The sequence below is a fragment of the Pseudomonas cistanchae genome (assembly GCF_054483635.1).
The window spans coordinates 268596-292426 of record NZ_JBTLWN010000006.1 but is presented as its reverse complement, the minus strand read 5'-3'; the positions used below and the strand labels follow the sequence as shown (position 1 = coordinate 292426).

The window sequence follows — 23831 nt, the reverse complement described above, 5'->3', positions numbered from 1 at the left end:
CTGCTCGCTATCGCTGAAATCTGGTTGTTTGTGCGCTTCGCTCGCCAGCACCACGGTTTTCGGCGAAGGTGCCGGAAAGTACCCCATCGCGACTTACTCTCAGTCGACATACTCGACATGCCGCGCCATCAGGTTGGGGCGGCGCATGGTGTCGATAAGGTGGATGCGGCCGGACATCTCTTTCAGCAGGGCCTCGAAGGTCTCGTCGTCCATGTCGATCCAGTAACGCGGTGCGCGCGCTGTCTGTTGGTCATGCGCGGCGGTGACCGGGTCGAGGTGGCGGTATTTCTCGAAGCAGGGCAGCTCCTGCAAGGGCCGGCTGATATCCATATAGTTCTGCACAAAATCCCACAGGGCCAATGGCAGTTGCGGGGTGCGGTCTGGGGCTACCAGGGAGGCGAAGTTGATGGTGATATCGCGGTAGCGGTGGGCCAGGTAAAGAAAGTTCATCGGCAAGCCCTGGCGGTCCGGCGAGGTGCTGAGGTAGGCGTCGAACTCATAGAAGGGTGCGGTGATTTCACCAATAGTGCCGGTTTGCTTGTATTCGCCGTTATTGTCGTAGTCGAACACGGTGACCAGTCCGGTACGTCGATTGAACTCCCAGATAGGGCCGCGAGAGGGCTTAAACCATAAACGAGGAAACTTGTTGATAACTAATGAACCAAGGCCCCAGCAAAATAGAGGGGTACCCAAAAGAAAAGCAAAAAATGGAGCAACATCTATTGTTGTATCCACCCAAGGCTCATACGACTGAGTAACTGCAACAAGATAGGTAAAAACAGATAAAAAAATGTTGAGATAAAAAAGAAACCGCCCCCCCACATAAATACATCCAGAAATGCGAGCGTTTGGACAACAGCGCATAACGAAAACGCTCGTGGTCAAAGACACCGTGCAACTCAACGCCTTCCATAGGCCTTTTCTTATAGGTGCCCTGGGCTTTTTCTTCTTCCCGCTTTTTATCGAACTCTTCCCAGAAGCGCATGCTCTTGGGGGTAGGGTCGGTCATGATGCTTTCCGGCGCCACCTCCTGGGTGCGCCCCCAGGGGAGTCGGCTGCCTCCGAGTTTGCGCAGCCAGGAGCGTTCGCTCGATGGGGGCTGGTCGGGAATGCTGGCCGGGCTATAGGCCGTGCTGGCGTAGTAGGTGTTGTCGTTCGTCACGTGTGGATATCCAAGGCTTATTCGCTGGCCCAGAAGGGCTGCTCGCTATCGCTGAAATCTGGTTGTTTGTGCGCTTCGCTCGCCAGCACCACGGTTTTCGGCGAGGGTGCCGGAAAGTACCCCATCGCGACTTACTCTCAGTCGACATACTCGACATGCCGCGCCATCAGGTTGGGGCGGTGCATGGTGTCGATAAGGTGGATGCGGCCGGACATCTCTTTCAGCTTGGCCTCGAAGGTCTCGTCGGCCATGTCGATCCAGTAACGCGGTGCGCGCGCCGTCTGTTGATCATGCGCGGCGGTGACCGGGTCGAGGTGGCGGCATTTCTCGAAGCAGGGCAGCTCCTGCAAAGGTCGGCTGATATCCATATAGTTCTGTAAAAAATCCCACAGGGCCAATGGCGGTTGCGGGAGGCGGTCTGGTGCCATCAGGGAGGCAAAATTAATGGTGATATCGCGGTAGCGGTGGGCCAGATAAAGAAAGTTCATCGGCAAGCCTTGGCGGTCCGGCGAGGTGCTGAGATAGGCGTCAAACTCGTAGAAAGGCGCGGTGATTTCACCAATAGTGCCGTTTTGCTTGTACTCGCCGTTATTGTCGTAGTCGAAAACAGTGACCAAGCCAGTACGTCGGTTGAGCTCCCAGATAGGGCCGCGAGAGGGCTTAAACCATAAGTGGGGGAATTTGTGGATTACTAATGTGCCAAGGGCCCAACAGGCCAACGGCACCCCGGAGAACATGAGCAATGTTGGTAGAAAGGAAGCCGTAGTTTCTAGCCAAGATGTGTTTTTTACGATGCTCAGCTCGGCAATATAAACAAATATAAAAAGAGCTGTTCCTAAAAAAAATAGAAATCGCCCCCCTCCACTTAAATACATCCAGAAATGCGAACGCTTGGACAACAGCGCATAACGAAAACACTCGTGGTCAAAGACACCGTGCAACTCAACGCCTTCCATGGGCCTTTTTTTATAGGCACCCAGGGCCTTTTCTTCTTCCCGCTTCTTATCGAATTGCTCCCAAAAACGCATGCTCTTGGGGGTTGGGTCGGTCATGATGTTTTCCGGTGCCACCTCCTGTGTGCGGCCCCATGGCAGGCGGCTGGCCCCAAGCTTGCGCAGCCAGGAGCGCTCGCTCGATGGGGGCTGGTCGGGGATGCAGGCCGGGCTATAGGCCGTGCTGGCGTAGTAGGTGTTGTCGTTTGCCACGTGTGGAGTATCCAAGGCTTATTCGCTGGCCCAGAAGGGCTGCTCGCTATCGCTGAAATCGGGTTGTTTATGCGCTTCGCTCGCCAGCACCACTGTTTTTGGCGAAGGTGCCGGAAAGTACCAGGTTTTACCGTTCGCGTCGGTCAACTGGAACTGCGCCTTGACCGCCCAACTGTACGAGATGCGGTGCAAGTAACCCATATCCGTGCGCTGCTGCGTGGCTGGCGTGGTGAAGTAGAGTTCCAGCGCGTTGGGCCAGGGTCGCTGTGCCACAGGTTTTGCGATGGCACCGACCCGCGAACTCTCGACATTGCCGCCGCGGCTGGAGGTTGAGGTTGTGGTACGCAGGCGGGCCTCACTCTTGAGGTTGAGGCTACCCAGTTGCCCGACCAGCCCCGGCAGGTTGCTTTCGATACGCACCAAGGTGGTGGCTGTACTGATGCTATAGGGCAGAGCCGCATGGGCATCCAGCTTGGCCCTGGGGTCGTAGTCGGGATTCTGGCTGACCTGGATACGGATGCCGGCGAACAACCCGAGCAAGCGGTAGAAGGCCTCTTGCGGGTCACGCAAGTGCGCTGTGGCGGCTTTATCGCTGCTGCCGAAAGGTCCGTTGGTCATCCAGTCCTCGATTGGGTTGCTGCTGAGCCAATATGCCACTCCGGCACCCGCGACTATCATGATCAAGGCTACCCAACCCAGAGGGGTAAGACCCAACACCGGCGCGGCGGTAAATAGCCCGGCGGCCACCCCCACCGCGCCACCACCGGCCATCAGCAGGTAACCCCACATGGCCTCGTCGCCCCACTGCCAGGCATACCAGGCGTCGTACAGGTTAAGGCCGAGGAATATAAAGCCTGCAACAGTTTGGCCGATCAGACGGCCGGTAAATTCTTTGGCGAATTTCGGCCCGAGTGTAGAGCCCCATATACGGCCAGCGGCATCGTCGGAAAACGTAAACAACACCTTGCGTGCTGAAGCCAAAATAGACTGATTGCTGACGAACTTGACGGTCAAAGCTTCCATGGCAATCACAAGATCAAGGGCAGCCCCTCCTAGCCCCCAGCGCGCTCTTGATTGGCTTTTCTCCTGCAGATTCGCCTGATATGAATTCCACTCCGTCCGCACATTCCAAAGCTCCAGCATCAGCACTCCAGCAGCAAAGGGCCTGGCGTTAAGCACCCGGTAGGCCCTGGAACCGTTGCGGGCAGAGAGGTCATCGACCGCCTCCTGCAGCACGCCTTCGGCGCGCACCAGGCGGGCCTGGGTGGCCTGGGTTTGAGCGGCGGCCTGACTGGCCTGATTGAACTGTTGGTTCAAGGCTCTGATCATGCGGGCGGTCGCGCTGTTGCGGGGGATGGCCACCAGTACATGGTCACTGGTCTGATCAAGGCCAGCGCGGGCGGCCTGCCGCCCGTTGGTGGTGGCCAGCAAATTGCCCTCGGCATCCAGGTATTGGCCATAGAAGCGCGTGGGGCGATGCGCCGGAGCGCTGGGCAGGTCTTCCAGACCAAACACATAATGTTCCCGAACATTGACCCGCCCACTGCGGATAAACACAGCCCCGCCAAACAACTGCGGCAAGGTGCTGCGCAATAAGCCGAGCCCCTGGCCATGCAGGGTCACATTGATTCGTCGGCCCTGGCTGGCGAGTGCAGTGCGCTGCTGCTCATATGCCTGGTTGGCTTGTGCATGCTTACGGGCACTGGCTTGGGCGTCTTTTTGTATGGGTTTTAGGGCGCCACTGGCGCTGTCCACTGCAGCCTGCGCGGTATCGACCGCGCCCTGGATGCGCTCATAGAGACTTACCAGTGCGCTTGCACCTGCTTTGAGCTGTACGGTTAGCGTGCTGTTTAAACTGCCGGAGGCCATCAAGCCAATCAGCACGCTCGTATCCAGCGTGTCGTCAGGTTTAGCCGCAGGTGCGCCCTGGCTTTCAAATTGGGCTAATTCCGTTGCCCGAAAGCGCCCATCGCCCTGGTTCTCTTCCTTCTTTGCAGGTGCCTGATAGGGGGCGTAGAGCGTATCCAGATCAAGGGTTGGCCAGAGCATGCTGTACAGCGGGTGCTGGGGATTATTGGCCAGCTTGCTGAGAAACACCTGACCTTGGCTGGCTTTCGGGCTGTAGAGGCTATAACCCTTGAGAGCGTCGGTCAGATCGCTGTTCACCGCCAACGGATCGCTCTGCGCAGGGCTGGCGGCAAGCGCGGCCAGCAAGCTGGTAATGGCAAACGAGGCCGCCAGGTAGTCAAAGCCATCCAGGCTCAGGTGGTCGGCCAGGGTTTGTTGGTAGTCGCTCTTGCCCAGGTAGTCGCTCAGGTTGTCCTGCATGTAAGCCAGTTCGCGCCACAGTAGGATTCGTTCTGGGGTCGCGGTGCAGCGGTTGATATCACGCCTGCCTTGCTCGTTGATCTTTTCCAGCGCCTGGTGCAATGGGTTGCGCTGCCCTTGCAAACTGTTCGGCACCACCAACTGTTGTAGCAATAAGGCACTGCCGTGGTTGCGATGCAGGGAAGCCCTTTGTGCGCAAAACGCCAGGGTATTTTGCAGGCCCGTGATACGTGACAACAGATGACGCATGCGGTGCATATGGTCATCCAGCAACACGCCACAAAGCTGACGACTGCGCGCACTGCTTAGCACATCGGTTGTCGCGGCCTGGGCTTCCCATAGCACCGCTCCATCCGAGGCAGTGTCTTTATCGCTGCTCGCAGGCTGCTTGGACTTGACGAGCGTCGCCAGGCAATCGCTCCACGCCTCAAGTTCAAGCAAGCGAGTATCTTCTTGCGGCGTGCCCTTCTCACAGCTATCGAGGTAAGCCTGGGCGGCCTTTTTACTCTGGACCGGAAACTGACCACTGAGGTCGCAAATATACCGGCCCGGGTGATCCAGCAGCCGCTCATACCCTGGCTCACGGACGCGCTGTGGTGCCGCCACGCTCACTGGGAAGGCGTTGATTTCAAGATTAAGCCGTACCACTCGCGCTTTAGCCACCGCGCTCTGGTTGGCGTAGTCACGCACATTAAAAGCTGCAAAGGCCTCAAGCATGTCCTTACCGTTGGGCTGGCCCTCGTACAGGCGCTTAAACCCACGCTGAGAAACTCGCAAGTCGGGGCTTTGGCAGCGCTGTTTGCGTAAGCCCTTATCCTGCTCCAGGCGCTTGAGACGAGCAGCGCTGAGTTGCACCTCTGAAAAGCACAGCTGCAAATCGGTTCGTTGCGTGTTGTTCCACTGCGCTGGCAACCAGATGTCATCTAGAGCTTGCCCAGTGGCTTTGCGTGCACCGATTTTGAACGCTTTGCCTTGTCGATAACGCTCGACATGAACGTCGTGGTAGGTGGTTTTATCGTCCTTGACCCGCACTTCCAGTTCACGCCAAAGAGCGTTCCGATAGAACACGTAGATATAGCCACTGCGCAATAAAACCGGGGTGCCCAGATCATAGAAGCTTTTACTGCCGGGCAAAGCCGTCATGGGCACTGTGGGTACGATCTGATTCCACTGCTGCTGATGCTCGTCCTGACGCGGTGTGGGGCGAACATCGTCGAGTAGCGGAATGCGAATTGGCCCGCCTTCGCTGGCAGCAATTTCAAGCCATAGGTGGCGTTTGGGCTGACTCTCCCAGTCCCACACATGCAAAACACTGCTGAAGCTAGGGCTTTCTTGTAGCTCGGGCTTGTCCTGCTTGGTCAGCCACTCCTGTTGTTCGCGTCCGGTTTCGTCATAGATAACCAGGCGCTGGCTCTCCGGGTGGTTTTTACCAACGACCTGAACGATGAATTTGGCGGGCTCACAGGCGGCGCCTGCACTCAGGGAGCAAACATTTGCGCTCATGCGTGGCTTTCCTTGTCGGTCGCGCTGCGTTCCAGGCTGGTTTTGAGGTGGTTAAGGCGAACTTCATCACTACCTTGTGGCAGCCGGGGCGGTGGAGTGGCACCCCGGTGGTCACTGCGAATCGCTAAGTACGTACTCAGTGAGTCCGCCGAAAGAAAACCGCTCGTCATGCCTTCTTCCAGGTAACTGGAAGCCTCGGCAAAGGAAAGACTGGATTGCTGTTGCCACCAGTGAAATAGGAACTTCTCGGTTTGTTGACGTTGTAAGGCTTGCGCTTGGCCCTCATCTAAAACAAAGGATTTTCGCCCAGCGATTGCCCGCCACTGATCAGCGTGCGGATTCTCCTGGCTGTACCAAAGGGCCTGCTGGTCTGCGCTTTCGCGCCAGGTAGCGCCATACCAACTTAACCTGCGGATAGGGCCGAGCCAGAGGGCCAAATCCCCTCCTTCGAGAGCTGGGAAAAAGTAGCTCGCGGTTCGTGGGTTGGAGTACCGCAGAACGCCCTTTCGCGAACCGTCGAAACCAATAAAAAGAATATGCCGCAAGTGCTGCAATACGTTGGACAAAGGCTGAGCGCTGTCGATCTGCAGACCAGCCCAGTCATGTGGCTGCGCGAGGAAGTCGGCCATAAGGGAGGGATTTTCCGCAACGCTGACCAGCAAGGGGCTTTGATCCACGCAGGGTGCGAGCTCAGTACCGTCGAACAGGCGATACGGATCGGGATTTTCGCCTAAGCGGTAGAGTTTCTCCGGCAGATCGTCCCTGTATTCGAGCAACAGCCAACTCTGAGCATTCGTCATGCGTCCGCTCCTGCATTCATGGCCTCTCTACACGGGCAATCAGCAAGCGGGCATTGCAGGGGTGTCCCTCCCTTGGGCTTTTGACACAGCTCCACAATCGGGACATCTTCGCGCAGGCGTTGTTTGAGTATTGCGCCCGGCACATCCGCATCCGCCGGCTTGACCTTGCCTGGCAACACCGGCGCCGCACCCGAGCCCTTGCCTGGGCTACCGCCCGAGTTGATCTTGACGATCGGCCCGACCAGGGTGATGCCGCTGGCGTCGAGTTTGATAAAGCTGCCGGCGGCTTTGAAGGTCAGTTCACTGCCGGCTTCGAGCACGACTTTCTGACCGCTGGATAAATGGATCTCGCTGCCGGCGTTGACGAACTGGCCGGTGCCGATCTTGATGTGTTGGTTGTTGCCGACGGTGAGGTGGTCGTTGGCTTTGATTTCGCTCTTGCGGTCGGCGTGGGTAGTGCGGTGTTCTTCGGCCTTGAATTCGCTGTAGCTGTTGGCTTCGACGGTGTCGTGGCGTTCGTTGCCGATGCGGATTTTCTGGTCGTGCTCGATGTTCTCGTCCCAGTCGCGCTCGGCGTGGATGTAGACCTGCTCAGCACCCTTTTTGTCTTCGATGCGTATTTCGTTGTAGCCGCCACCGCCGGGGCTGCTGAGGGTCTTGAATACGCTGCGGGTCATGTTCGCTGGCAGGTCGTAAGGCACGACGTGTTCGGCGTGGTACAGGCAGCCGGTGACCAGGGGCTGGTCGGGGTCGCCTTCGAGGAAGGTGACCAGCACTTCCATGCCGATGCGCGGGATGGTGATAGCGCCGTAGCGGTCGCCGGCCCAGCTTGAACTCACGCGCAGCCAGCAACTGGTTTTGTCGTCGGCTTGGCCTTCGCGATCCCAGAAGAACTGCACTTTGATTCGGCCGTACTCGTCGCAGTGAATCTCTTCGCCGACGGGGCCGGTGACCACGGCGCTTTGGCTGCCGAGGATGCGTGGTTTCGGGTGGTGTAGCGGCGGCCGATACAGCACGGTCCAGGGCGTGCCGGTGAAGCGGTTGCGGTAGCCCTGCTGGAAGTCGTCGCTGGCCTCGGTATGGCTGGTCAAAGATTCTTCCAGCACCTGCGGCTGCTTGCCCTCATGGTGGATTTCGGTGAGCAGCCAGAGGTCGTTCCAGCTGGCGCGCGGGTGCTCGGTCAGCGCCAGGAAGTGGCCGCTGACTAGCAGCGTCTGGTCGCCATCGCCGTGAGCCTGTTCGAAGTCGTGGCGATGGCGCTCCAGGGCGCGCTGGCTGAGGTGTTTGCCCCGCTCGCGCTCGACGAAGCGGCCGGGGTAGTCGTAATCCTCGAGGTCAGGCGTGAACGCGCTCTTGACCTCGGCTTCGAGCAGCAGTTTGGGCTTTTCAAAGTCGTAGTCGCGGCGGGTCACCCGGCTGGTGCGGGTTTCCACGCGCACGCCGAAGCGCTTGATCACCGGCTTATCGGCAACCAGCCCGCTGTCTTGTTGGTAGGCCGTGGGCGCTAGTTTCGGGAAGGGCGTCTGGTCGTCGCCGAAGACCAGCACATGGCCCTGCTCGCTGTGCTGGAAGTGGTAATGAATCCCTTCCTCTTCGCACAGCCGCTGAACGAAGTGCAGATCGGATTCGTCGTACTGTACGCAGTACTCGCGCTCGGGGTAGATCGAGCCGAGTTGGAATTGGTAGGCATTGGCCTGGATGCCGTGCTCTTCGAGCACTTGGCTAATGATCTTCTCTACCGTCAGGTGCTGGAAGATTCGTTGGTTGGTGCGGTGCGCCAGGTAGGCCAGCTGCGGGCGCAAGGTCACGTGGTAGCGACTCAGGCGCTTGCCGGATTCGCCCTGGGCGACGCGGTATATCTGCCCGTGGATGCCGTTGCCGGCTTGGGAGAACGTCAGGAATGCCGACTGATGCAGCAGGCTCTCCAGGTCGAGGTCAGGACGTTCGCTGACCAGTTCCAGTTCAAACTCGAAGGGTTGACTGATCGCTTCGCGACCGGTGAATTCGAGTACCTGCAGATCGTGACTGACGCCTTCGATGCTGAGGCTGAAATGGGTCTGGTTGGCAGGGGCGAACATTCGTTGTTCCTCTTCTTTCGTTCCATGAGTCGAGCGTCGAACGTCGATCGATGCAGCTGGCGCAGCCGTTTTAACCCAGAGGTTGCCTGGGTGAACGTGCGCATTCGACTTTTTCCGGCATTGCCAGGGGCGCGTGGCACGGTCGGCCTCGCTGAAACACGTCGGCCAGGACTATGCCTGGCCGACGTGATTACCGCACGACCACCAACTTAGCTGGCGATCGGGGTACGCCAGTCGTCGGAACCGGAAGTACCGGAGACTTCGTGGGTCCAGACGATTTTGCGGTAGGTGAAGTAAACGTCTTCCAAGTGAGTGAAGTGCGCCATGTTCGGGTCTTGGCAGTTCGGCATACGCGACTGCACGTCAACGATCACGGCATCTTCCAGCTCGATGGTGAAGTAGTGCTCTTGAGTACCGGTGGAGGAAGTGCGATACCACTCCAGACGGCACTTGGACAGACGCTCACCGGAGGTCAGGGAGTTGAAGATCAGCGGCGAGGATTTGTCGAAGACCTTGGTGATCATCAGCGGCTTGTGTACGCGCTGGCCAGTCGGCTGACCGGACTGCGGGTCGCGCGGGATGATGACTTGGTGGTTGAAGGCTTGAACCAGGATCTGGTCTTCATGACCTTCCTGGAAGATGTTACCGACCGAATCTTCGGTGAAGGTGCCAGCGGTGATGAGGCCTTGCTTGGTGCCTTCGAGGGACAGATACGCGGGAGTTGGCATGAGTGCTTTCCTTGCCTTGGGTCATGGATCTAATGATCCGGGAGCCAGGATTAGAGCGATAAGCGTGCCATTTAATAAAAACAGTTAAAATTCAATCAGATAGCGTGACCCGAAATAAAGAAAAGTCACAACGTGCGGAGCCTCACATAAAAGTGCGCAACTCTCTGCGCAGCGCTGCGCAAAGAGTTGCGCATCAAGGTTCAGCCCTTGTGAATAAAGGGTCTCAGAGAGATATCAACAGGCTTATCCACAATTTATAGCGCCAGTTATTGCGCATCGTCCTTACAACAAAAAAATGCAAACGCCCCGGAAACCGGGGCGTTTGTGTTTACAGGTACAACTTAGTGATCGATGGCAGCGCCAGCACCACGAGGGATGCGGATGTCTTCGATGATGTGCTGGATATGCTCTGGCGGGGCCGCCGTGAACTTGGCTACCAGGACCGCGGTAACGAAGTTGAAGATCATACCCAGAGTACCGATACCTTCGGCGGATACGCCAAGCCACCAGTGTTCGGCGTTATCCATCGCCGGGTTGATGAACTTGAAGTAGACGATGTAGCTGAAGGTGAAGGCCAAGCCGACGACCATACCGGCGATGGCGCCTTCCTTGTTCATCCTCTTGGAGAAAATCCCCATGACGATGGCCGGGAAGAACGACGCTGCCGCAAGCCCGAAGGCGAAGGCCACCACCTGCGCCACAAAGGCCGGCGGATAAATCCCGAACAACCCCGCTACCAGCACTGCCACACCGGCTGCGATGCGTGCGGCCAGTAGCTCGCCCTTCTCGCTGATGTTCGGTGCCAGGTTGCTCTTGAGCAGGTCATGGGAGATCGAGGTCGAGATCACCAACAGCAACCCGGCCGCGGTGGACAGCGCCGCGGCCAGACCACCGGCTGCGATCAAGGCGATTACCCAGCCTGGCAGCCCGGCGATTTCCGGGTTGGCCAATACCATGATGTCGCGGTCCACATACAGCTCGGTTGCGGCTGGGGTTGCGGCGTTGGTCACCACGCGCTCGCCATTTGCACCGCGCTCGGCGGCGAAGGTTGGAGCACCTGCGAACGGCGCGCCTGGGCCGTACTGGATCTTGCCGTCGTTGTTCTTATCCAGCCAGGCGATCAGGCCGGAGTTCTCCCAGTTCTTCACCCACTGCGGTGCATCGGCATAGCTGACGCCCGGAATGCTGGTCAACAGGTTGGTACGGGCAAACGCCGCAACAGCCGGAGCCGTGGTGTAGAGGATGGCGATGAACAGCAGCGCATAACCGGCGGACGAGCGCGCTGCACGTACGGTCGGGGTGGTGAAGAAACGTACGATCACGTGCGGCAGACCGGCGGTACCCACCATCAGCGCCATGGTGATGAAGAACACATCGATGGTTGATTTGGTGCCATCGGTGTAAGAACTAAAGCCCAGCTCTGCACCCAGCCCATTGAGACGCTCAATTACCGATGTATCGGTGCCGATCACGTCACTGCCGAAGCCCAGCTGCGGGATTGGGTTGCCGGTGATCATCATCGAGATGTAAATCGCCGGCACCATGTAGGCGAAGATCATCACGCAGTACTGCGCCACCTGGGTGTAGGTGATGCCCTTCATGCCGCCAAGTACGGAGTAGAAGAACACGATCGCCATGCCGATGATCACGCCGGTGTTGATGTCCACTTCCAGGTAGCGGGAGAAGACGATACCGACACCGCGCATCTGCCCGGCCACGTAGGTGAAGGAGATGAAGATCACGCACACCACCGCCACCAGGCGCGCGGTCTGCGAGTAATAACGCTCACCGATGAAGTCCGGCACAGTGAACTTGCCGAACTTGCGCAGGTACGGTGCCAGGCACATGGCCAACAGCACGTAACCGCCGGTCCAGCCCATCAGGTACACGCTGCCGTCATAACCGACGAAGGAGATAATCCCCGCCATCGAGATGAACGAGGCGGCCGACATCCAGTCGGCGCCAGTGGCCATACCGTTGGCGATGGGGTGTACACCCTTGCTGGCAACGTAGTATTCGCTGGTTGAACCCGCCCGGGTGTAGAGCGCGATGCCTATGTAGAGCGCGAAGGTCGCGCCGACGATCAGGTAGATCAGAGTCTGGGTATCCATGCTCGGCGCCTTATTCTTCGTGGACGTCGTGTTTGCGGTCGTACTGATTCATCTTCCACACGTAGAAGAAAATCATCGCCACGAACACATAGATTGAACCCTGCTGAGCGAACCAGAAGCCCAGAGGGAAGCCGAAGAACTGAATGGTATTGAGCTGATCGACGAACAGGATTCCGGCGCCGAACGACACTGCGAACCAGATGGCCAGCAATATCAGCATCAACCGCAGGTTGTCTTTCCAATAGGCCTTCGCGGCCTCTTGCTTAGAGACGGACATGGGGTACTCCTTGATTATTTTTGTTATTGACCTCCTGTAACGTAGCAGCCCTCCCTGCAACCGCCAGTTCGACTTTGGTCGAGTGCCAGGCTGCAACCTCGCCGATCAGGGTGTAATGGCCGGCCATGGCAGTGCACTACCGCAGGATTGGAAGCGCAAGCGCGCGCCACAGCAAAACGGCTGAATCGCCCCTACCAGCCAATCATTTCCACAGGAGCCACGGCATGAACACCGCCAAACCGACCCTGCTTTATTCGGCCACTTCGCCATTCGTGCGCAAAATCATGCTGCTGTTGCGCGAGACGGGCCAACTGGACCAGGTGACGCTGGAAAGCGTGCAGGTCAGCCCGACCAGCCCCAACGCGCTGGTGAATGCCGGCAACCCGGCCGGAAAAATTCCGGCGCTGCGCCTCGCCGACGGCAGCGTGCTGCATGACAGCCAGGTGATTCTCGATTACCTCGACCGCCAGCATGACGGCCAGCCCTTGATTCCCCTTGATGGTCCGGCACGCTGGCAACGGCTGACCCTGGCCTCGCTGGCGGATGCGATGCTCGATGCAGCGGTGCTGATCCGCTACGAGACCTTCCTGCGGCCCGCCGAGAAACGCTGGGACGACTGGCTCGCTGCCCAGCAGGACAAGATCGAGCGCGGCCTGGCGCACCTGGAAGCCGAGGCCGTCACCGAACTGGCCCGCCGGTTCGATATCGCCGCCATCGCCGTGGCCTGCGCACTGGGTTACCTGGATTTCCGCCAACCCGAATTGAACTGGCGCCAGCGCTACCCGCAGCTGGCTAGCTGGTATGCCGAGGTGAGCCAGCGGCCGTCGCTGCAGGCCACCCAGCCGCCGCAGTGAGGGAAGTGTGAAGGCCTTGGCAAATCCACCCGACGCGCCAACCTGGCGTAGCAGCGGAAGATAGGATTGGCGACCTCGCTGCCACCAGGACGCCACTACCGATGATCCGCAAACTCGTACGTATCTGGGCCTGGTGCTTCGTGGGCGGTGGCTTGCTGATGGGCTACTTCGGTTTCAGTGCGGTGGGTGACAGCCTTGCCGCCTGGCTGTTCGACGAGTCGGTCGAGGGCGTGGTGATCGGCCACGACACATCCACCGCCAACCGCGGCCGGCGCACCCATGTCGCCCCTGTGGTGCGCTTTACCGCTGAAGACGGGCAAACGGTGACCTTCACCGATGCCATGCAGGATCGCGCCAGCAGTGACTATGCGATCGGCGAGCGAGTCAGCGTGCGTTACGACGCCGACGAACCCGACCAGGCGTCCATCGCCAGCACTACGCTGTGGACCGGCGGCGCAGGGATGATCGGCATCGTCTTCGGCGTCATCCTGACCCTCACCGGCTTGCTGGTCCTACTACTGGCCAAGCTGCCCTGGCAGGCGAACAAGGGCTAAGAAGCCATATCCAAGCCACGCGCAGCGTCAGGCGAAAACTTCTATGGTATTCACGAGCCTCTAAGCAAGGCGCCGGCGGCTATATCGTTGCTAAGCCACAGCAGATATCGGCCACAAACCTTGAACGACGGCGATTCGGCCGTTGCGGTTAATCATTGCAGCACCTGCAGTTCGGACGGGACGCTATATCGCTGATCGCCATAGGTCAGCCGATAACGCCGCTTCGTCACTCGCTCCTCGACGCTCAGGCAGTCCTCGGCGCGTTCTTCGGCGCGTGATTGAACACTTCGCTCGCTGAGCAACAAGTCGTTATAACCCTCGCGACCAGCGCGCTCGGCTACAGCCAGGGTTACCGTACGATCATGCCACTCACCCGTGCAGCGAGTGTCCCACTCCCCAGACGAACCCGAGACGAGCAATTTTTCGAGCGGCGCCTGTAATTGATCGCCGTTCAAAAGATAGAGACGTAGCGAAGTTTCGTAAAAGGGATTGGCGCGGGAGCTACCTCGCCGATCAATGCGCAAGCCAAAGGCCAACTGCTGTTCACTTAAACGATAGAGCGCGGTGTCGAAGACCATGCCATCTACGTACACCGCGTCCCAATCCAGCAGATGCGGCTCAAGCCGCCGTGCCTGGATTTGCCGGGTATCAGTTTTCACCACCAGGATTTCCAGATCGGTTTCACCATAGCCCTCATGACGGACCTTAGGTAAAGGAACCGCCACCAAAGTGAACTGCGGTTGCGCCGGCCAGACCTTGCAAACCACTGTTTGAGCCGCCACTGCATCGCCGCCGTAAACCGTCTGTAAAATCTGCGGCAGTTGGTCACGGCACTCATCCGCGTGGGCGTGACCCAGCTCAAATAGGGCGATGAGGGCCAAGGCCGCTTTGTTGAGGTTCATCCTTGCTCCTTCAAGTGTTCATGGGCTTACGCCCGGGCCGCATTCTACCGTAACGGCCCGCCGATCAGGCACAACGCTATCAGCCTCTTCTCCTTCCCCGTCCTACGCCCCTGTAAATGGTCCCACAGAGGATGTGCCTCACCAAGGCGCTGTCCACAATCAACGCGTGGTGCAAACAACAAAAACAACTCTGGGAAGCGAACCATGCACAACCTCCGATTGCCGCGCTACCTACTCACCCTGCTGCTCGGAGGCCTGGCCGCAACGGCCACTGCCGAGCCCCTCGAACCCGGCCCCGACGAGGCGCTGCTGTATTACCAGCGCAGCGACGGCGTGTATGACGGCTGGGGTCCGCACCTGTGGAATACCCTGCAATGCACCGGCGTACGCGACGGCACCAGTTGGGATCAGCCGCTGGCGCCCGCCGGTGTGGACCCCGAACACGGCGCCTGGTACCGCATCCCGTTGAGCAGCGATGCCAGTTGCCTGAACCTGATCATGCACAAGGGCGACGAAAAGGACCTCGGCGGTGGTGACCTGGTCTGGCGTTTCGAGGAATTGGGCCGGCGCGTGTTCAGCGTCAGCGGCGTCGCCCAGCTCTCGCCAACCCCGATCAACGAAGCCGCGCTGGCCATCGAAGGCGCTCGCGCCCACTGGCTGGATGCGCACACCCTGGTGCTGCATGGCAGCAGCCAGGCGGCGCGGCTGGAGCTGCGCTATTCGCCCACTGCGGATATCCGCATTGATGCCGAGCAGCGCAGTGTCAACGGCGGACGCGCCATCGCCCTGCAACCGGGCGCCCTCAGCGATCGGCTGAAACGCAGGTTTCCGCACCTGGCCGAACAACCCGCCTACCGCCTGGACGTCGGCGGCAAAACCCTGCGCAACGCCTTGAAAAGCCAGCTGCTGGTGCTCGCCTATGACAGCGACGAGCGCCTTATCGCGGCCACCCAGGTGCAGACGCCCGGCGTGCTCGACAGCCTGTATGCCTACGACGGCGCGCTGGGTGCGCGGGTTGACGACCACCGCGTGCGCTTTCGCCTGTGGGCGCCGACCGCCCAGCGGGTGCGCCTGCACGCGTTCGACCGCAACAAGCAGCGCCTGCGGGGTTTTCCGGTCGAGATGCGCGAGCGCCATGGCGTCTGGCGTTTCGATGCACCCAAGCAGCTGGATCGCCAGTACTACCAGTACGAAGTCAGCGTCTACCACCCGAGCACCGGCCGGGTGGAAACCAGCATGACTTCGGACCCTTACGCCCTCAGCCTGTCGCGCAACAGCCAGTACGCCCAGGTGGTCGACCTCGATGACGCCGACCTCAAGCCCGGCGGCTGGGATTCGCTGCGCCCGCCGCGCGCCAGCAAACCCGAAGCACGGGTGATCTACGAAACCCACGTGCGCGACTTCAGCGCCAGCGATAGCAGCCTGCCCGCCGCCCAGCGCGGCACCTACCTGGCGTTCGCTCAGCCACAGGGCCAGGGCGTGCAGCACCTGCGTGACCTGCGCAACGCCGGCCTGACCGATATTCAGCTGCTGCCGGTCTTCGACATCGCCACGGTAAGCGAAGACCCACGCCAGCGTGTCGAGCTCGATGACGCCTTCGGCAAACTCTGCGAACTGTCCGCCAGCGCCCGCGAGAACTGGGCCGGCTACTGCAACGCGGGGACCATCCGTGAGGTGCTGCAGGGTTTCGATCCCGCCAGCGCGGATGCCCAGGCGCTGCATGCCGATCTGCGCGCCTTCGACGCCTTTAACTGGGGCTACGATCCCTTCCATTACACGGTGCCGGAAGGCAGCTACGCCAGCGATGCCGAAGGCGTGCAGCGCATCCGCGAGTTTCGCGCGATGGTCCAGGCCCTCGCCCAGCAAGGGCTGAACACGGTGATGGACGTGGTCTACAACCACACCCACGGCTCCGGCCTGGGCGATCAGTCGGTGCTCGACAAGCTGGTGCCTGGCTATTACCACCGGCGCAACCCGGTCAGCGGTGAGGTCGAGCGTTCCACCTGCTGCGAGAACACCGCGTCCGAACACCGCATGATGGAAAAACTGATGATCGACTCGCTGCAGGTCTGGGCGCGCGATTACAAGATCGGCGGCTTTCGCTTCGACCTGATGGGCCATCACATGCGCCGCAACTTGCTGCGGGCCTACCAGGCGGTGCAGCGCATCGACCCGCACACCTACTTCTACGGCGAGGGCTGGAATTTTGGCGAAGTGGCGGATGACGCCCGCGGCATCAACGCGACCCAGCGCAACATGGCTGGCACCGGCATCGGCACCTTCAACGACCGCCAGCGCGACGCCGTACGCGGCGGTGGGCCATTCGATGGTGGCGCCAGCCTGCGCCTCAACCAGGGCTTCGCCAACGGCCTCTTCGTGCTGCCCAACGAGCTGAACAGCGCCAGCGCCGCGGAACAGGCACAGCTGCTGCGGTTGACCGACCTGATTCGCGTCGGCATCGCCGGCGGCTTGCGCGATTACCGCTTCGAGAGCGCCGACGGCAGCCTGAAACGGGGTGCCGAGGTGGATTACAACGGCCAGCCCGCCGGCTATACGCTCGACCCGCAGGAAACCATCAACTACGTGTCCAAGCACGACAACCAGACCCTCTGGGACATCAACCAGTACAAGCTGGCCGGTTCCCTGAGCAGCGCCCAGCGGGTGCGCCTGCAACTGCTTGGCCTCGCTGTGCCGCTGTTCAGCCAGGGCGTGCCGTTCATTCACATGGGCTCGGACATCCTGCGCTCCAAGTCGATGGAGCGCGACAGCTACGATTCCGGCGACTGGTACAACGCGGTGGATTTCAGTTACCAGGACAACAACTGGAACAAGGGCCTGCCGCGCGAAGACAAGGATGGCGGCAACTGGTCGCTGATTCGGCAGATCATCGCCGACCCCAGCGCCCAGCCGACCAGCAGCGACATCCTCGAGGCCAAGCGCCAGTTCCTCGAGTTGCTGCGCATCCGCAGCGGCAGCCCGCTGTTCCAACTCGACAACGCCCGCGACATCGACCGGCGCCTGCGCTTCCACAACACCGGCCCCGACCAGCAACCCGGCGTGCTCGCCTTCAGCCTGGACGATGGCCGTCACCTGGGCCGCGACCTCGACCCGCGCCACGAAGCGCTGATGGTGATCTTCAATACCACGCCCGATACGGTAACGGTTGCTGGGGCCAAGCCGGGCTTCCAGCTGCATCCCACGCAGCGCGCCTCCGCCGACCCGCTGATTCGCGAGGCCAAGGTCGAAGCCGGGCAGTTCCAGGTGCCGGCGCTCAGCGTGGCAGTGTTCGTTCAGCCGCAAGCGCGGGGCCGGCGGCAGTAGTTGAAGCGCCCTGAGTGAGGTGTTCGGTGGCGTCGGCTACAGCGGCGCCACCGGTTTTATCTTGGGTTGCAGGCAATTGACGTCGATTTTTGTTGGGTATCGCTGCGCTCAACCCAACCTACGAAGGGAATCGCCCTTGCGCGGGGCGGCATTAACCGGCGCAGCGGAAACAAAGTGGCGATCCTCAGCGTCAGGTTCCGCCCGATCTGGGCATCCTCGCGCAAGCCGACATACCCGCTCATGCGCGGTACCACAGACGGAAAAATCCCAGCGCCAGCAGCAAGGCGCATTGCCCGATGGCAGCGCACAGCTGCAGGAAGGACTGCACCGAGCTGTTCTGCGCGGCATCGGCCACGCCGGTCAGCCCAACCCAGAACGCCTCCGGCAACAGCGCCAGGCTCAGTTGCGCCAGCGGCTTGCCAGTAAACATCAGGCCGTCGATCAGGCTGAACTGGCCGAAAAACATCAGGCCGATCAGCAGCAACGTGGCGACTACCAGGCCAAGGGCGAAACAGGCGGAAAATTGCAGTAGAAAACGCATGGTCAGGTCCTCCAGGCAGGCGCGACCGCAGCCGCGCCCGTGGTGATCAAAGGGTGGCGGGGTTGCTCGGCGCGCTGCGGCCGACGCTGTACCAGTCGAGTTTGCGGGTCAGCACCATCACGCAACCGAGCACGCCGAACACCAGCAACGAGCCCATCAGCAGGGCGTAGTCCTCGGCGCTGAGCAAGCCGAACAGCAGGCTGTAGAGCGCACCCAGCAGGCTTGCAAAAGCGCAGCCGCGCAGCCAGCTGCGCAATACGTGGCTGACGTAGAAGCCGATCAGCGCCACACAGGCCAGCGCAGAAAGGGCATAGGCACTGGCGAAGCCCATGTGCTCGGACAGCGACAACAGCAGCAGGTAGAACAGCGCCAGGGACATCCCCACCAGGGCGTACTGCACCGGGTGAACCGCCATGCGCTTGAGCACTTCGAAGAGGAAAAACACGGCGAAGGTCAGGCCGATGAACAACAGCGCGTATTTGATCGCCCGCTCGGTTTTCAGGTACTGGTCCACCGGGTCGACGAAGCTGACGCCGAAGGTGCGCGCCGAGAGCCCGTTGCAGTTGTCTTCGTCCACGCATTCTTGCAGCGCGTCTTCCATATTGGTGGCGAAGAAGCTGGTCTGCCATTGCGCGACAAAGCCCTGCTCGGTGACTTCGCGCTGGCTTGGCAGGTATTCCCCGACGAAGCTCGGGTGCGGCCAGTCGGAGCGCAAGGAAACCTGACTGTCGCGACCCACCGGGGTAACGCTGAGCTGCTCGGTACCCTGCAGTTTGAGGTCGAAGGCGAACTCGAGAAGCTGGCCGCCCTGGCTGTCCAGGCTCGGCAATGGCGCATGCACGCCAGCGCCGAAGCGCTCGTCGCCGCTACCGGGGGCGAAGCCCAACTGGGTGCCGTTGAGGTTCAGCTTGAGGTCATTGCTGATGCCGCGTACGTCGCTGATGCCGACCGACAGAAAGGGCTTGTCGAAACGGTACAGGCCCAGGTCTTCGCCCAGTCCGAGCCGCGCCGGCAGCTTGAAGGTGCCGTTGATCTGGTTGTCGCTGCGGTACAGCAGCGCCTTGTAGATGCCCCGCGCACGCAGCTCGGTGCCGACTTTGCCATTGAGCACGAACCGCTCCGGCAGAAAGTACAGGCGTCCGCGCGACTGGCGCTCTTCCATGTAGCGCTCGCCGGTCTTGTCGTGGGTTTTCCACTCGTTCCAGACCTTGGTGTAGGGCATCACCAGGATCGGCCCGGTGATCTGCTGGCGATAGCTCGAGCTGCGCGCGATGTCCTGCAGCACGCCCTCGCGCAGGTATTGCCGCTCGCTGACCAGGCCGCCGATCTTCATTAGCGGGATCAGCAACAGCATTATCAACAGGACGATGGCGCCTAGCTTGAAGCCAAGGGTTCGGCTCATGGTGCAACTCTCCAATGCAGTTAAGGTGGGCAAAGTCTGCCGAGCCCAGGTGTGCGCTCTGTGGAGCCTGTATGGAGAGTGTGTGGAGAATCTGCGGTGCTCCGGGTCGCCGAACTGAACTGCCCGACCAACCGACAGGCCTCTGCGCTGGGCCTGACCGACCGTTCGTCAATTGCGCCGACCTGCCTGGGTTCGTGCACTAAAGTGCTAAGTCACACCGCGCGCCCACAAGGCAACCGGAGAGCGACCAGAAGATTTACCCAATCTGAAGAAGGAACGGCAATGAAGCAGCATCAATGGATGTGCGCGGTTCGCGCACGGCAGCATCTGATCAACCCCGCATCATTCAGCGCCCACACTCCCCGGTCGATCCTCCAGCAGCCATGGCGAAAACAGCCGTTGCGTCATTGGACGCTGCGCTGCTGTTCATAGGGCGACACTTCGCCTGAAGCAGGCCGCACGGTTGCGCCAATGGGCGCCCCATGCACCCCACGCCTGCCAGGTTGCGCATTACCCCCTGGCAATCCACGCCTCCTTTCCGAGTCCCGGAAGGGCCAACCAGTATCGCCTTAAATAATTGGTTTTATTGATAATTTTTTCCAAAAAAGACGACGAATGGCCTTGGATTTTCAGAACAGTCTCCTAGGGTTTGCACAGCTGCATTGAGCGGCAAAAAATCAGGAGATACACCCATGCAAAGATTTTCCCGTAGCACCCTCGCCCTATTGCTGATGGGCGCATCCTTCAGCCACGCGCAGGCGGCGGATACGCCGAGCTTCACCGCCAACGCCAAGGCCGCTGTCGATCAGCAGCAGCCACCGCGCTACATCATCAAGTACAAGGAACTGGCGCCTTCACTCGCAGGCAAAGCGGGCCAGCTCGCGCCCTTGAGCGGTGGCCAGTTCGAAAGCCAGGCGGCGCAACGATTGCTCAGCCAGGCCCAGGTGCAACCCTTGATGCACCTCGACAGCCAGGCCGCCAGCGTGGCGCGTCTGACCTCAGCGCAGTTGAAACAGCTCAAAGCCAACCCGGCGGTCGACTACGTCGAACTCGACCCGCGGCGTTACCTGATGGCCGAACAGGTGCCGTACGGCATTCCCATGGTGCAGGCGAACCAGCTGTCCGACGGCAATATTTCCAGCATGAAAGTCTGCATTGTCGACACCGGCTACGACCTCGGCCACCAGGACCTGCCCTCCGCGGGCGTGACCGGTAACGACGGCTATGGCGGTGTCGACAGCGGTAACTGGTACGAGGACGGCAACGGCCACGGCACCCATGTCGCCGGCACCATCAGCGCACTCGGCGGCAACGACGTGGGCGTGGTTGGCGTCAGCCCGTCGGGCAATCTGGGCCTGCACATCGTCAAGGTGTTCAACAACAACGGCGGCTGGGCCTACGGATCGGACCTGGTGATGGCGATCCAGCAATGCCGCACTGCCGGCTCGACCGTCATCAGCATGAGCCTGGGCGGCGGTGCATCGTCCGTCACCGAGCGCAACGCCATGGACGCGGCCTACCAGAACGGCGTGCTGGTGGTCGCCGCGGCCGGCAATAACGGCACCGGCGCGCTGTCCTACCCCGCCTCGTACGACTCGGTGGTGTCGGTGGCAGCGGTCGACAGCAGTGGCAACCGCGCCTCCTTCTCGCAATACAACAACCAGGTCGAAGTGGCGGCGCCAGGCGTCGCGGTGCGCTCGACCACGCCCGGCAACAACTACGCGAGCTTCAACGGCACCTCCATGGCCACGCCGCATGTTTCCGCGGTGTACGCCCTGGTATGGAGCCAGCATCGGCAGTGCTCGGCCGCGCAGATCCGCAACGCGGTCAACGCCACCGCCGAAGATCGCGGCACAAGCGGACGCGACCCCAATTACGGCTACGGCATCGTCAAAGCCAAGCGCGCCAGCGACCTGATCGCGCAGGGCGGCTGCGACGCCAGTGGCGGCGATAACGGTCAGGAGCAGACCTATACCAACCTGTCCGCCGCCCGTGGCGCCTGGGTGTATTACAGCGTCAACGTGCCGAGTGGCAGCAAGCGCCTGACCGTTACAACCAGCGGCGGCACCGGCGATGCGGACCTGTACACGCGCTTCGGCAGCCGGCCGACCCAGAGCCAGTGGAACTGCCGCCCGTACCTCGATGGCAGCCAGGAAACCTGCACCCTAGAGAACCCCACCGCCGGCACCTGGCATATCGGCGCCCACGCCTACTCCGCGTTCTCCGGCATGACGCTGAACTGGCGCTACGAGTAAGCCCACCTGCCCTGGGCGCGCATACGCCCAGGGCTTCGGCCAGGACTTTCCGACTGATGCCCTCACCGCATCGGCGAGAGCTGATCAGCGTTACTCGGGTGCACAGGTTGCGACCTGCCGAGCTCGGCGGCTATAACCCTGATCAACAGCCCCGACGGATTTCTCCCCATGCCCCAGCCGATACGCTGCACCTGCGGACACCTGCAAGGCTTGCTCGAACGGACGCAGGCCAGCAATCGACTGCTGTGCTATTGCACCGATTGCCAGGCCTTCGCCCATTATCTGCAACGCGCCGAGCAGGTGCTCGATGCGCGCGGCGGCAGCGACATCGTGCAAACCCGCCCGCAATGGGTGAGTTTCAGCGCAGGCGTCGAATACCTCGCCTGCATGCGCCTGTCCGAAAAAGGCTTGCTGCGCTGGTATGCGTGCTGCTGCAACACGCCGATCGGCAACACGCTGGCCACCGCCAAGTTCGCGTTCGTGGGCCTGATTCATAACTGCCTGGGCGACCATGCGGTGCTGGATCAGGCGTTCGGGCCGGTGCGCGCGCATGTCAACACCGCCTCGGCCCATGGCGAGCCCAAACCGCCCACCACGGGCATGGCCGGCACGCTGCTGCGCGCAGCGGGCCACATGCTCAAGGCTCGCCTGGACGGCAGTTACAAGCACACGCCGTTCTTCACGCCAGACGGCGCGCCCAGTGCCACGCCAACAGTGCTCAGTCCGGCGCAACGCGAGGCATTGCGCCATGCCGCTAGCGCTGCCGCCCGACACCAGGAGAACTGATCATGACCTCTGCCGTGGCACCCATCGCCCTGGACGAAGCCGTGAAGCAATTGCTGGAAACCTGCCACTTGCCGACCGAAGACCTGCACGGGGCGCAAGGCGCTCTGCAGCTGTTCGGCTGCATGGCTGAGGCGCGGCTGGCTGGGGTGGTCGGTCTGCAGCTGTACGGTCAGGATGGGCTGTTACGCTCGCTGGCAGTCGCCGAGTCGGCGCGCGAGCGGCAGCTGGGCAAGGCGCTGCTACAGCATGCCGAGCAGCACGCCCGCGCTCAGGGTGTGCGGACGCTGTACCTGCTCACCACCAGTGCCGAAGCCTGGTTTGCCCGCCACGGCTATCAGCTGCTTGACCGCGGGCTGGCACCCGCGAGCATTGCCGCCACCCGGCAATTCGCCGGGCTCTGTCCAGCCGCGGCAGCTTTCATGGGCAAGCGGCTGGAGGGCTGATGCGCTATTCGCCGCGGATGTACTGTTCGAGCTGCTGAATCAGGCTGGCTTGCTCAGCGATGGTTTCCTTGACCAGGTCGCCGATCGACAGCAGGCCGATCAGCTCGCCTTCGGCCAGCACCGGCAGGTGGCGCAGATGCCGATCGGTCATCAGTTGCATGCAGTATTGCGAGGTGTCGCGCGGACCGATGGTGATCACGTCGGCGGTCATGATCTCGCTGACCTGCGCACCGAACGCCGAGCGTTCCAGCATCGCCACCTTGCGCGCATAGTCTCGCTCGCTGACGATCCCGGCGAGGCGTCCGTTGTCCAGCACCACCAGCGCGCCAATGCCTTTTTCGGCCATCAACTTGATCGCATCCAGCACCGTGGTGGTCGGGCTGACGCTGTACACCGCGGCATGGGGCTTGGCTCGGAGAATCTCGGCGACTGTTTTCATGCAGTGGCTTCCTGTCTTGTTGTGTGTGCGGTTGAGGTCGGCAGCGCAACGGCGCGGCGTACGGATACTAACCAACCCGGCAGGGGAATCAGAGCATCTGCGCGGCATTGGCGCAATAACCAAGGCGCCCTGCGAACGGGGC

At 61.0% G+C, this 23831-nt stretch carries 19 protein-coding genes; 6 read left to right on the top strand and 13 right to left on the bottom strand.

Annotated features, from left to right (window positions below; genetic code table 11):
* Positions 1-99 precede the first annotated feature (99 nt).
* From ACX0MV_RS17685 to ACX0MV_RS17645, 9 genes are all read right to left on the bottom strand, one after another.
* Positions 100-570: a hypothetical protein gene (locus ACX0MV_RS17685; protein ID WP_458983835.1), complete on the bottom strand. Its 471-nt coding sequence runs from the start codon at positions 568-570 to the stop codon at positions 100-102.
* A gap of 172 nt (positions 571-742) precedes the next feature.
* Positions 743-1162 (bottom strand): hypothetical protein, encoded by a 420-nt coding sequence (locus ACX0MV_RS17680; protein WP_458983834.1) that lies wholly within the window; start codon positions 1160-1162, stop codon positions 743-745.
* A gap of 137 nt (positions 1163-1299) precedes the next feature.
* Positions 1300-2367: a hypothetical protein gene (locus ACX0MV_RS17675; protein WP_458983833.1), complete on the bottom strand. Its 1068-nt coding sequence runs from the start codon at positions 2365-2367 to the stop codon at positions 1300-1302.
* 18 nt (positions 2368-2385) lie between these two features.
* Entirely contained in the window at positions 2386-6198 is a 3813-nt protein-coding gene (locus tag ACX0MV_RS17670) for a toxin VasX (RefSeq protein ID WP_458983832.1), read from the bottom strand.
* The gene (locus ACX0MV_RS17665; protein WP_458983831.1) at positions 6195-6998 is read right to left on the bottom strand and encodes a DUF4123 domain-containing protein; all 804 of its coding nucleotides are present in this window, start codon (positions 6996-6998) and stop codon (positions 6195-6197) included. Before ACX0MV_RS17665 ends, ACX0MV_RS17670 begins: the two co-directional genes overlap by 4 nt.
* Positions 6995-9076: a type VI secretion system Vgr family protein gene (locus tag ACX0MV_RS17660; RefSeq protein WP_458983830.1), complete on the bottom strand. Its 2082-nt coding sequence runs from the start codon at positions 9074-9076 to the stop codon at positions 6995-6997. Before ACX0MV_RS17660 ends, ACX0MV_RS17665 begins: the two co-directional genes overlap by 4 nt.
* 209 nt (positions 9077-9285) lie before the next feature.
* The gene (locus ACX0MV_RS17655) at positions 9286-9804 is read right to left on the bottom strand and encodes an Hcp family type VI secretion system effector (RefSeq protein WP_458983829.1); all 519 of its coding nucleotides are present in this window, start codon (positions 9802-9804) and stop codon (positions 9286-9288) included.
* 341 nt (positions 9805-10145) lie between these two features.
* Positions 10146-11915, bottom strand: a complete 1770-nt coding sequence (locus ACX0MV_RS17650) for a sodium:solute symporter family protein (protein ID WP_458983828.1) — start codon at positions 11913-11915, stop codon at positions 10146-10148.
* Between the two features lie 10 nt (positions 11916-11925).
* Positions 11926-12192, bottom strand: coding sequence for a DUF4212 domain-containing protein (locus ACX0MV_RS17645; RefSeq protein WP_458983827.1), 267 nt, complete (start codon positions 12190-12192; stop codon positions 11926-11928).
* 224 nt (positions 12193-12416) lie between these two features.
* Between ACX0MV_RS17645 and ACX0MV_RS17640 the strand changes: the two genes are divergently transcribed.
* A complete protein-coding gene (locus ACX0MV_RS17640; RefSeq protein ID WP_458983826.1) occupies positions 12417-13046 on the top strand; it encodes a glutathione S-transferase family protein in 630 nt (209 codons plus the stop codon).
* Positions 13047-13147: 101 nt separating this feature from the next.
* Positions 13148-13600: a DUF3592 domain-containing protein gene (locus ACX0MV_RS17635; RefSeq protein ID WP_458983825.1), complete on the top strand. Its 453-nt coding sequence runs from the start codon at positions 13148-13150 to the stop codon at positions 13598-13600.
* A gap of 152 nt (positions 13601-13752) precedes the next feature.
* Here the strand turns inward: ACX0MV_RS17635 and ACX0MV_RS17630 are convergent, their stop codons facing one another.
* Positions 13753-14502, bottom strand: coding sequence for a PA3715 family protein (locus ACX0MV_RS17630; protein ID WP_458983824.1), 750 nt, complete (start codon positions 14500-14502; stop codon positions 13753-13755).
* A 204-nt stretch (positions 14503-14706) separates the two neighbouring features.
* Between ACX0MV_RS17630 and pulA the strand changes: the two genes are divergently transcribed.
* The gene (gene pulA, locus ACX0MV_RS17625) at positions 14707-17823 is read left to right on the top strand and encodes a pullulanase-type alpha-1,6-glucosidase (RefSeq protein WP_458983823.1); all 3117 of its coding nucleotides are present in this window, start codon (positions 14707-14709) and stop codon (positions 17821-17823) included.
* 238 nt (positions 17824-18061) lie between these two features.
* Here the strand turns inward: pulA and ACX0MV_RS17620 are convergent, their stop codons facing one another.
* The gene (locus ACX0MV_RS17620) at positions 18062-18364 is read right to left on the bottom strand and encodes a hypothetical protein (RefSeq protein WP_458983822.1); all 303 of its coding nucleotides are present in this window, start codon (positions 18362-18364) and stop codon (positions 18062-18064) included.
* 46 nt (positions 18365-18410) lie between these two features.
* A complete protein-coding gene (gene creD, locus ACX0MV_RS17615; protein ID WP_458983821.1) occupies positions 18411-19766 on the bottom strand; it encodes a cell envelope integrity protein CreD in 1356 nt (451 codons plus the stop codon).
* A 692-nt stretch (positions 19767-20458) separates the two neighbouring features.
* Here creD and ACX0MV_RS17610 point away from each other — a divergent pair.
* From ACX0MV_RS17610 to arsN2, 3 genes are all read left to right on the top strand, one after another.
* Positions 20459-22021 (top strand): S8 family serine peptidase, encoded by a 1563-nt coding sequence (locus ACX0MV_RS17610; protein ID WP_458983820.1) that lies wholly within the window; start codon positions 20459-20461, stop codon positions 22019-22021.
* Between the two features lie 168 nt (positions 22022-22189).
* Positions 22190-22807 (top strand): DUF6151 family protein, encoded by a 618-nt coding sequence (locus ACX0MV_RS17605; protein WP_458983819.1) that lies wholly within the window; start codon positions 22190-22192, stop codon positions 22805-22807.
* Positions 22808-22809: 2 nt separating this feature from the next.
* A complete protein-coding gene (arsN2, locus tag ACX0MV_RS17600; protein ID WP_458983818.1) occupies positions 22810-23250 on the top strand; it encodes an arsenic resistance N-acetyltransferase ArsN2 in 441 nt (146 codons plus the stop codon).
* A 4-nt stretch (positions 23251-23254) separates the two neighbouring features.
* On the opposite strand, the gene ACX0MV_RS17595 is transcribed toward arsN2, so the two are convergent.
* A complete protein-coding gene (locus ACX0MV_RS17595; protein WP_458983817.1) occupies positions 23255-23689 on the bottom strand; it encodes a CBS domain-containing protein in 435 nt (144 codons plus the stop codon).
* Positions 23690-23831 lie beyond the last annotated feature (142 nt).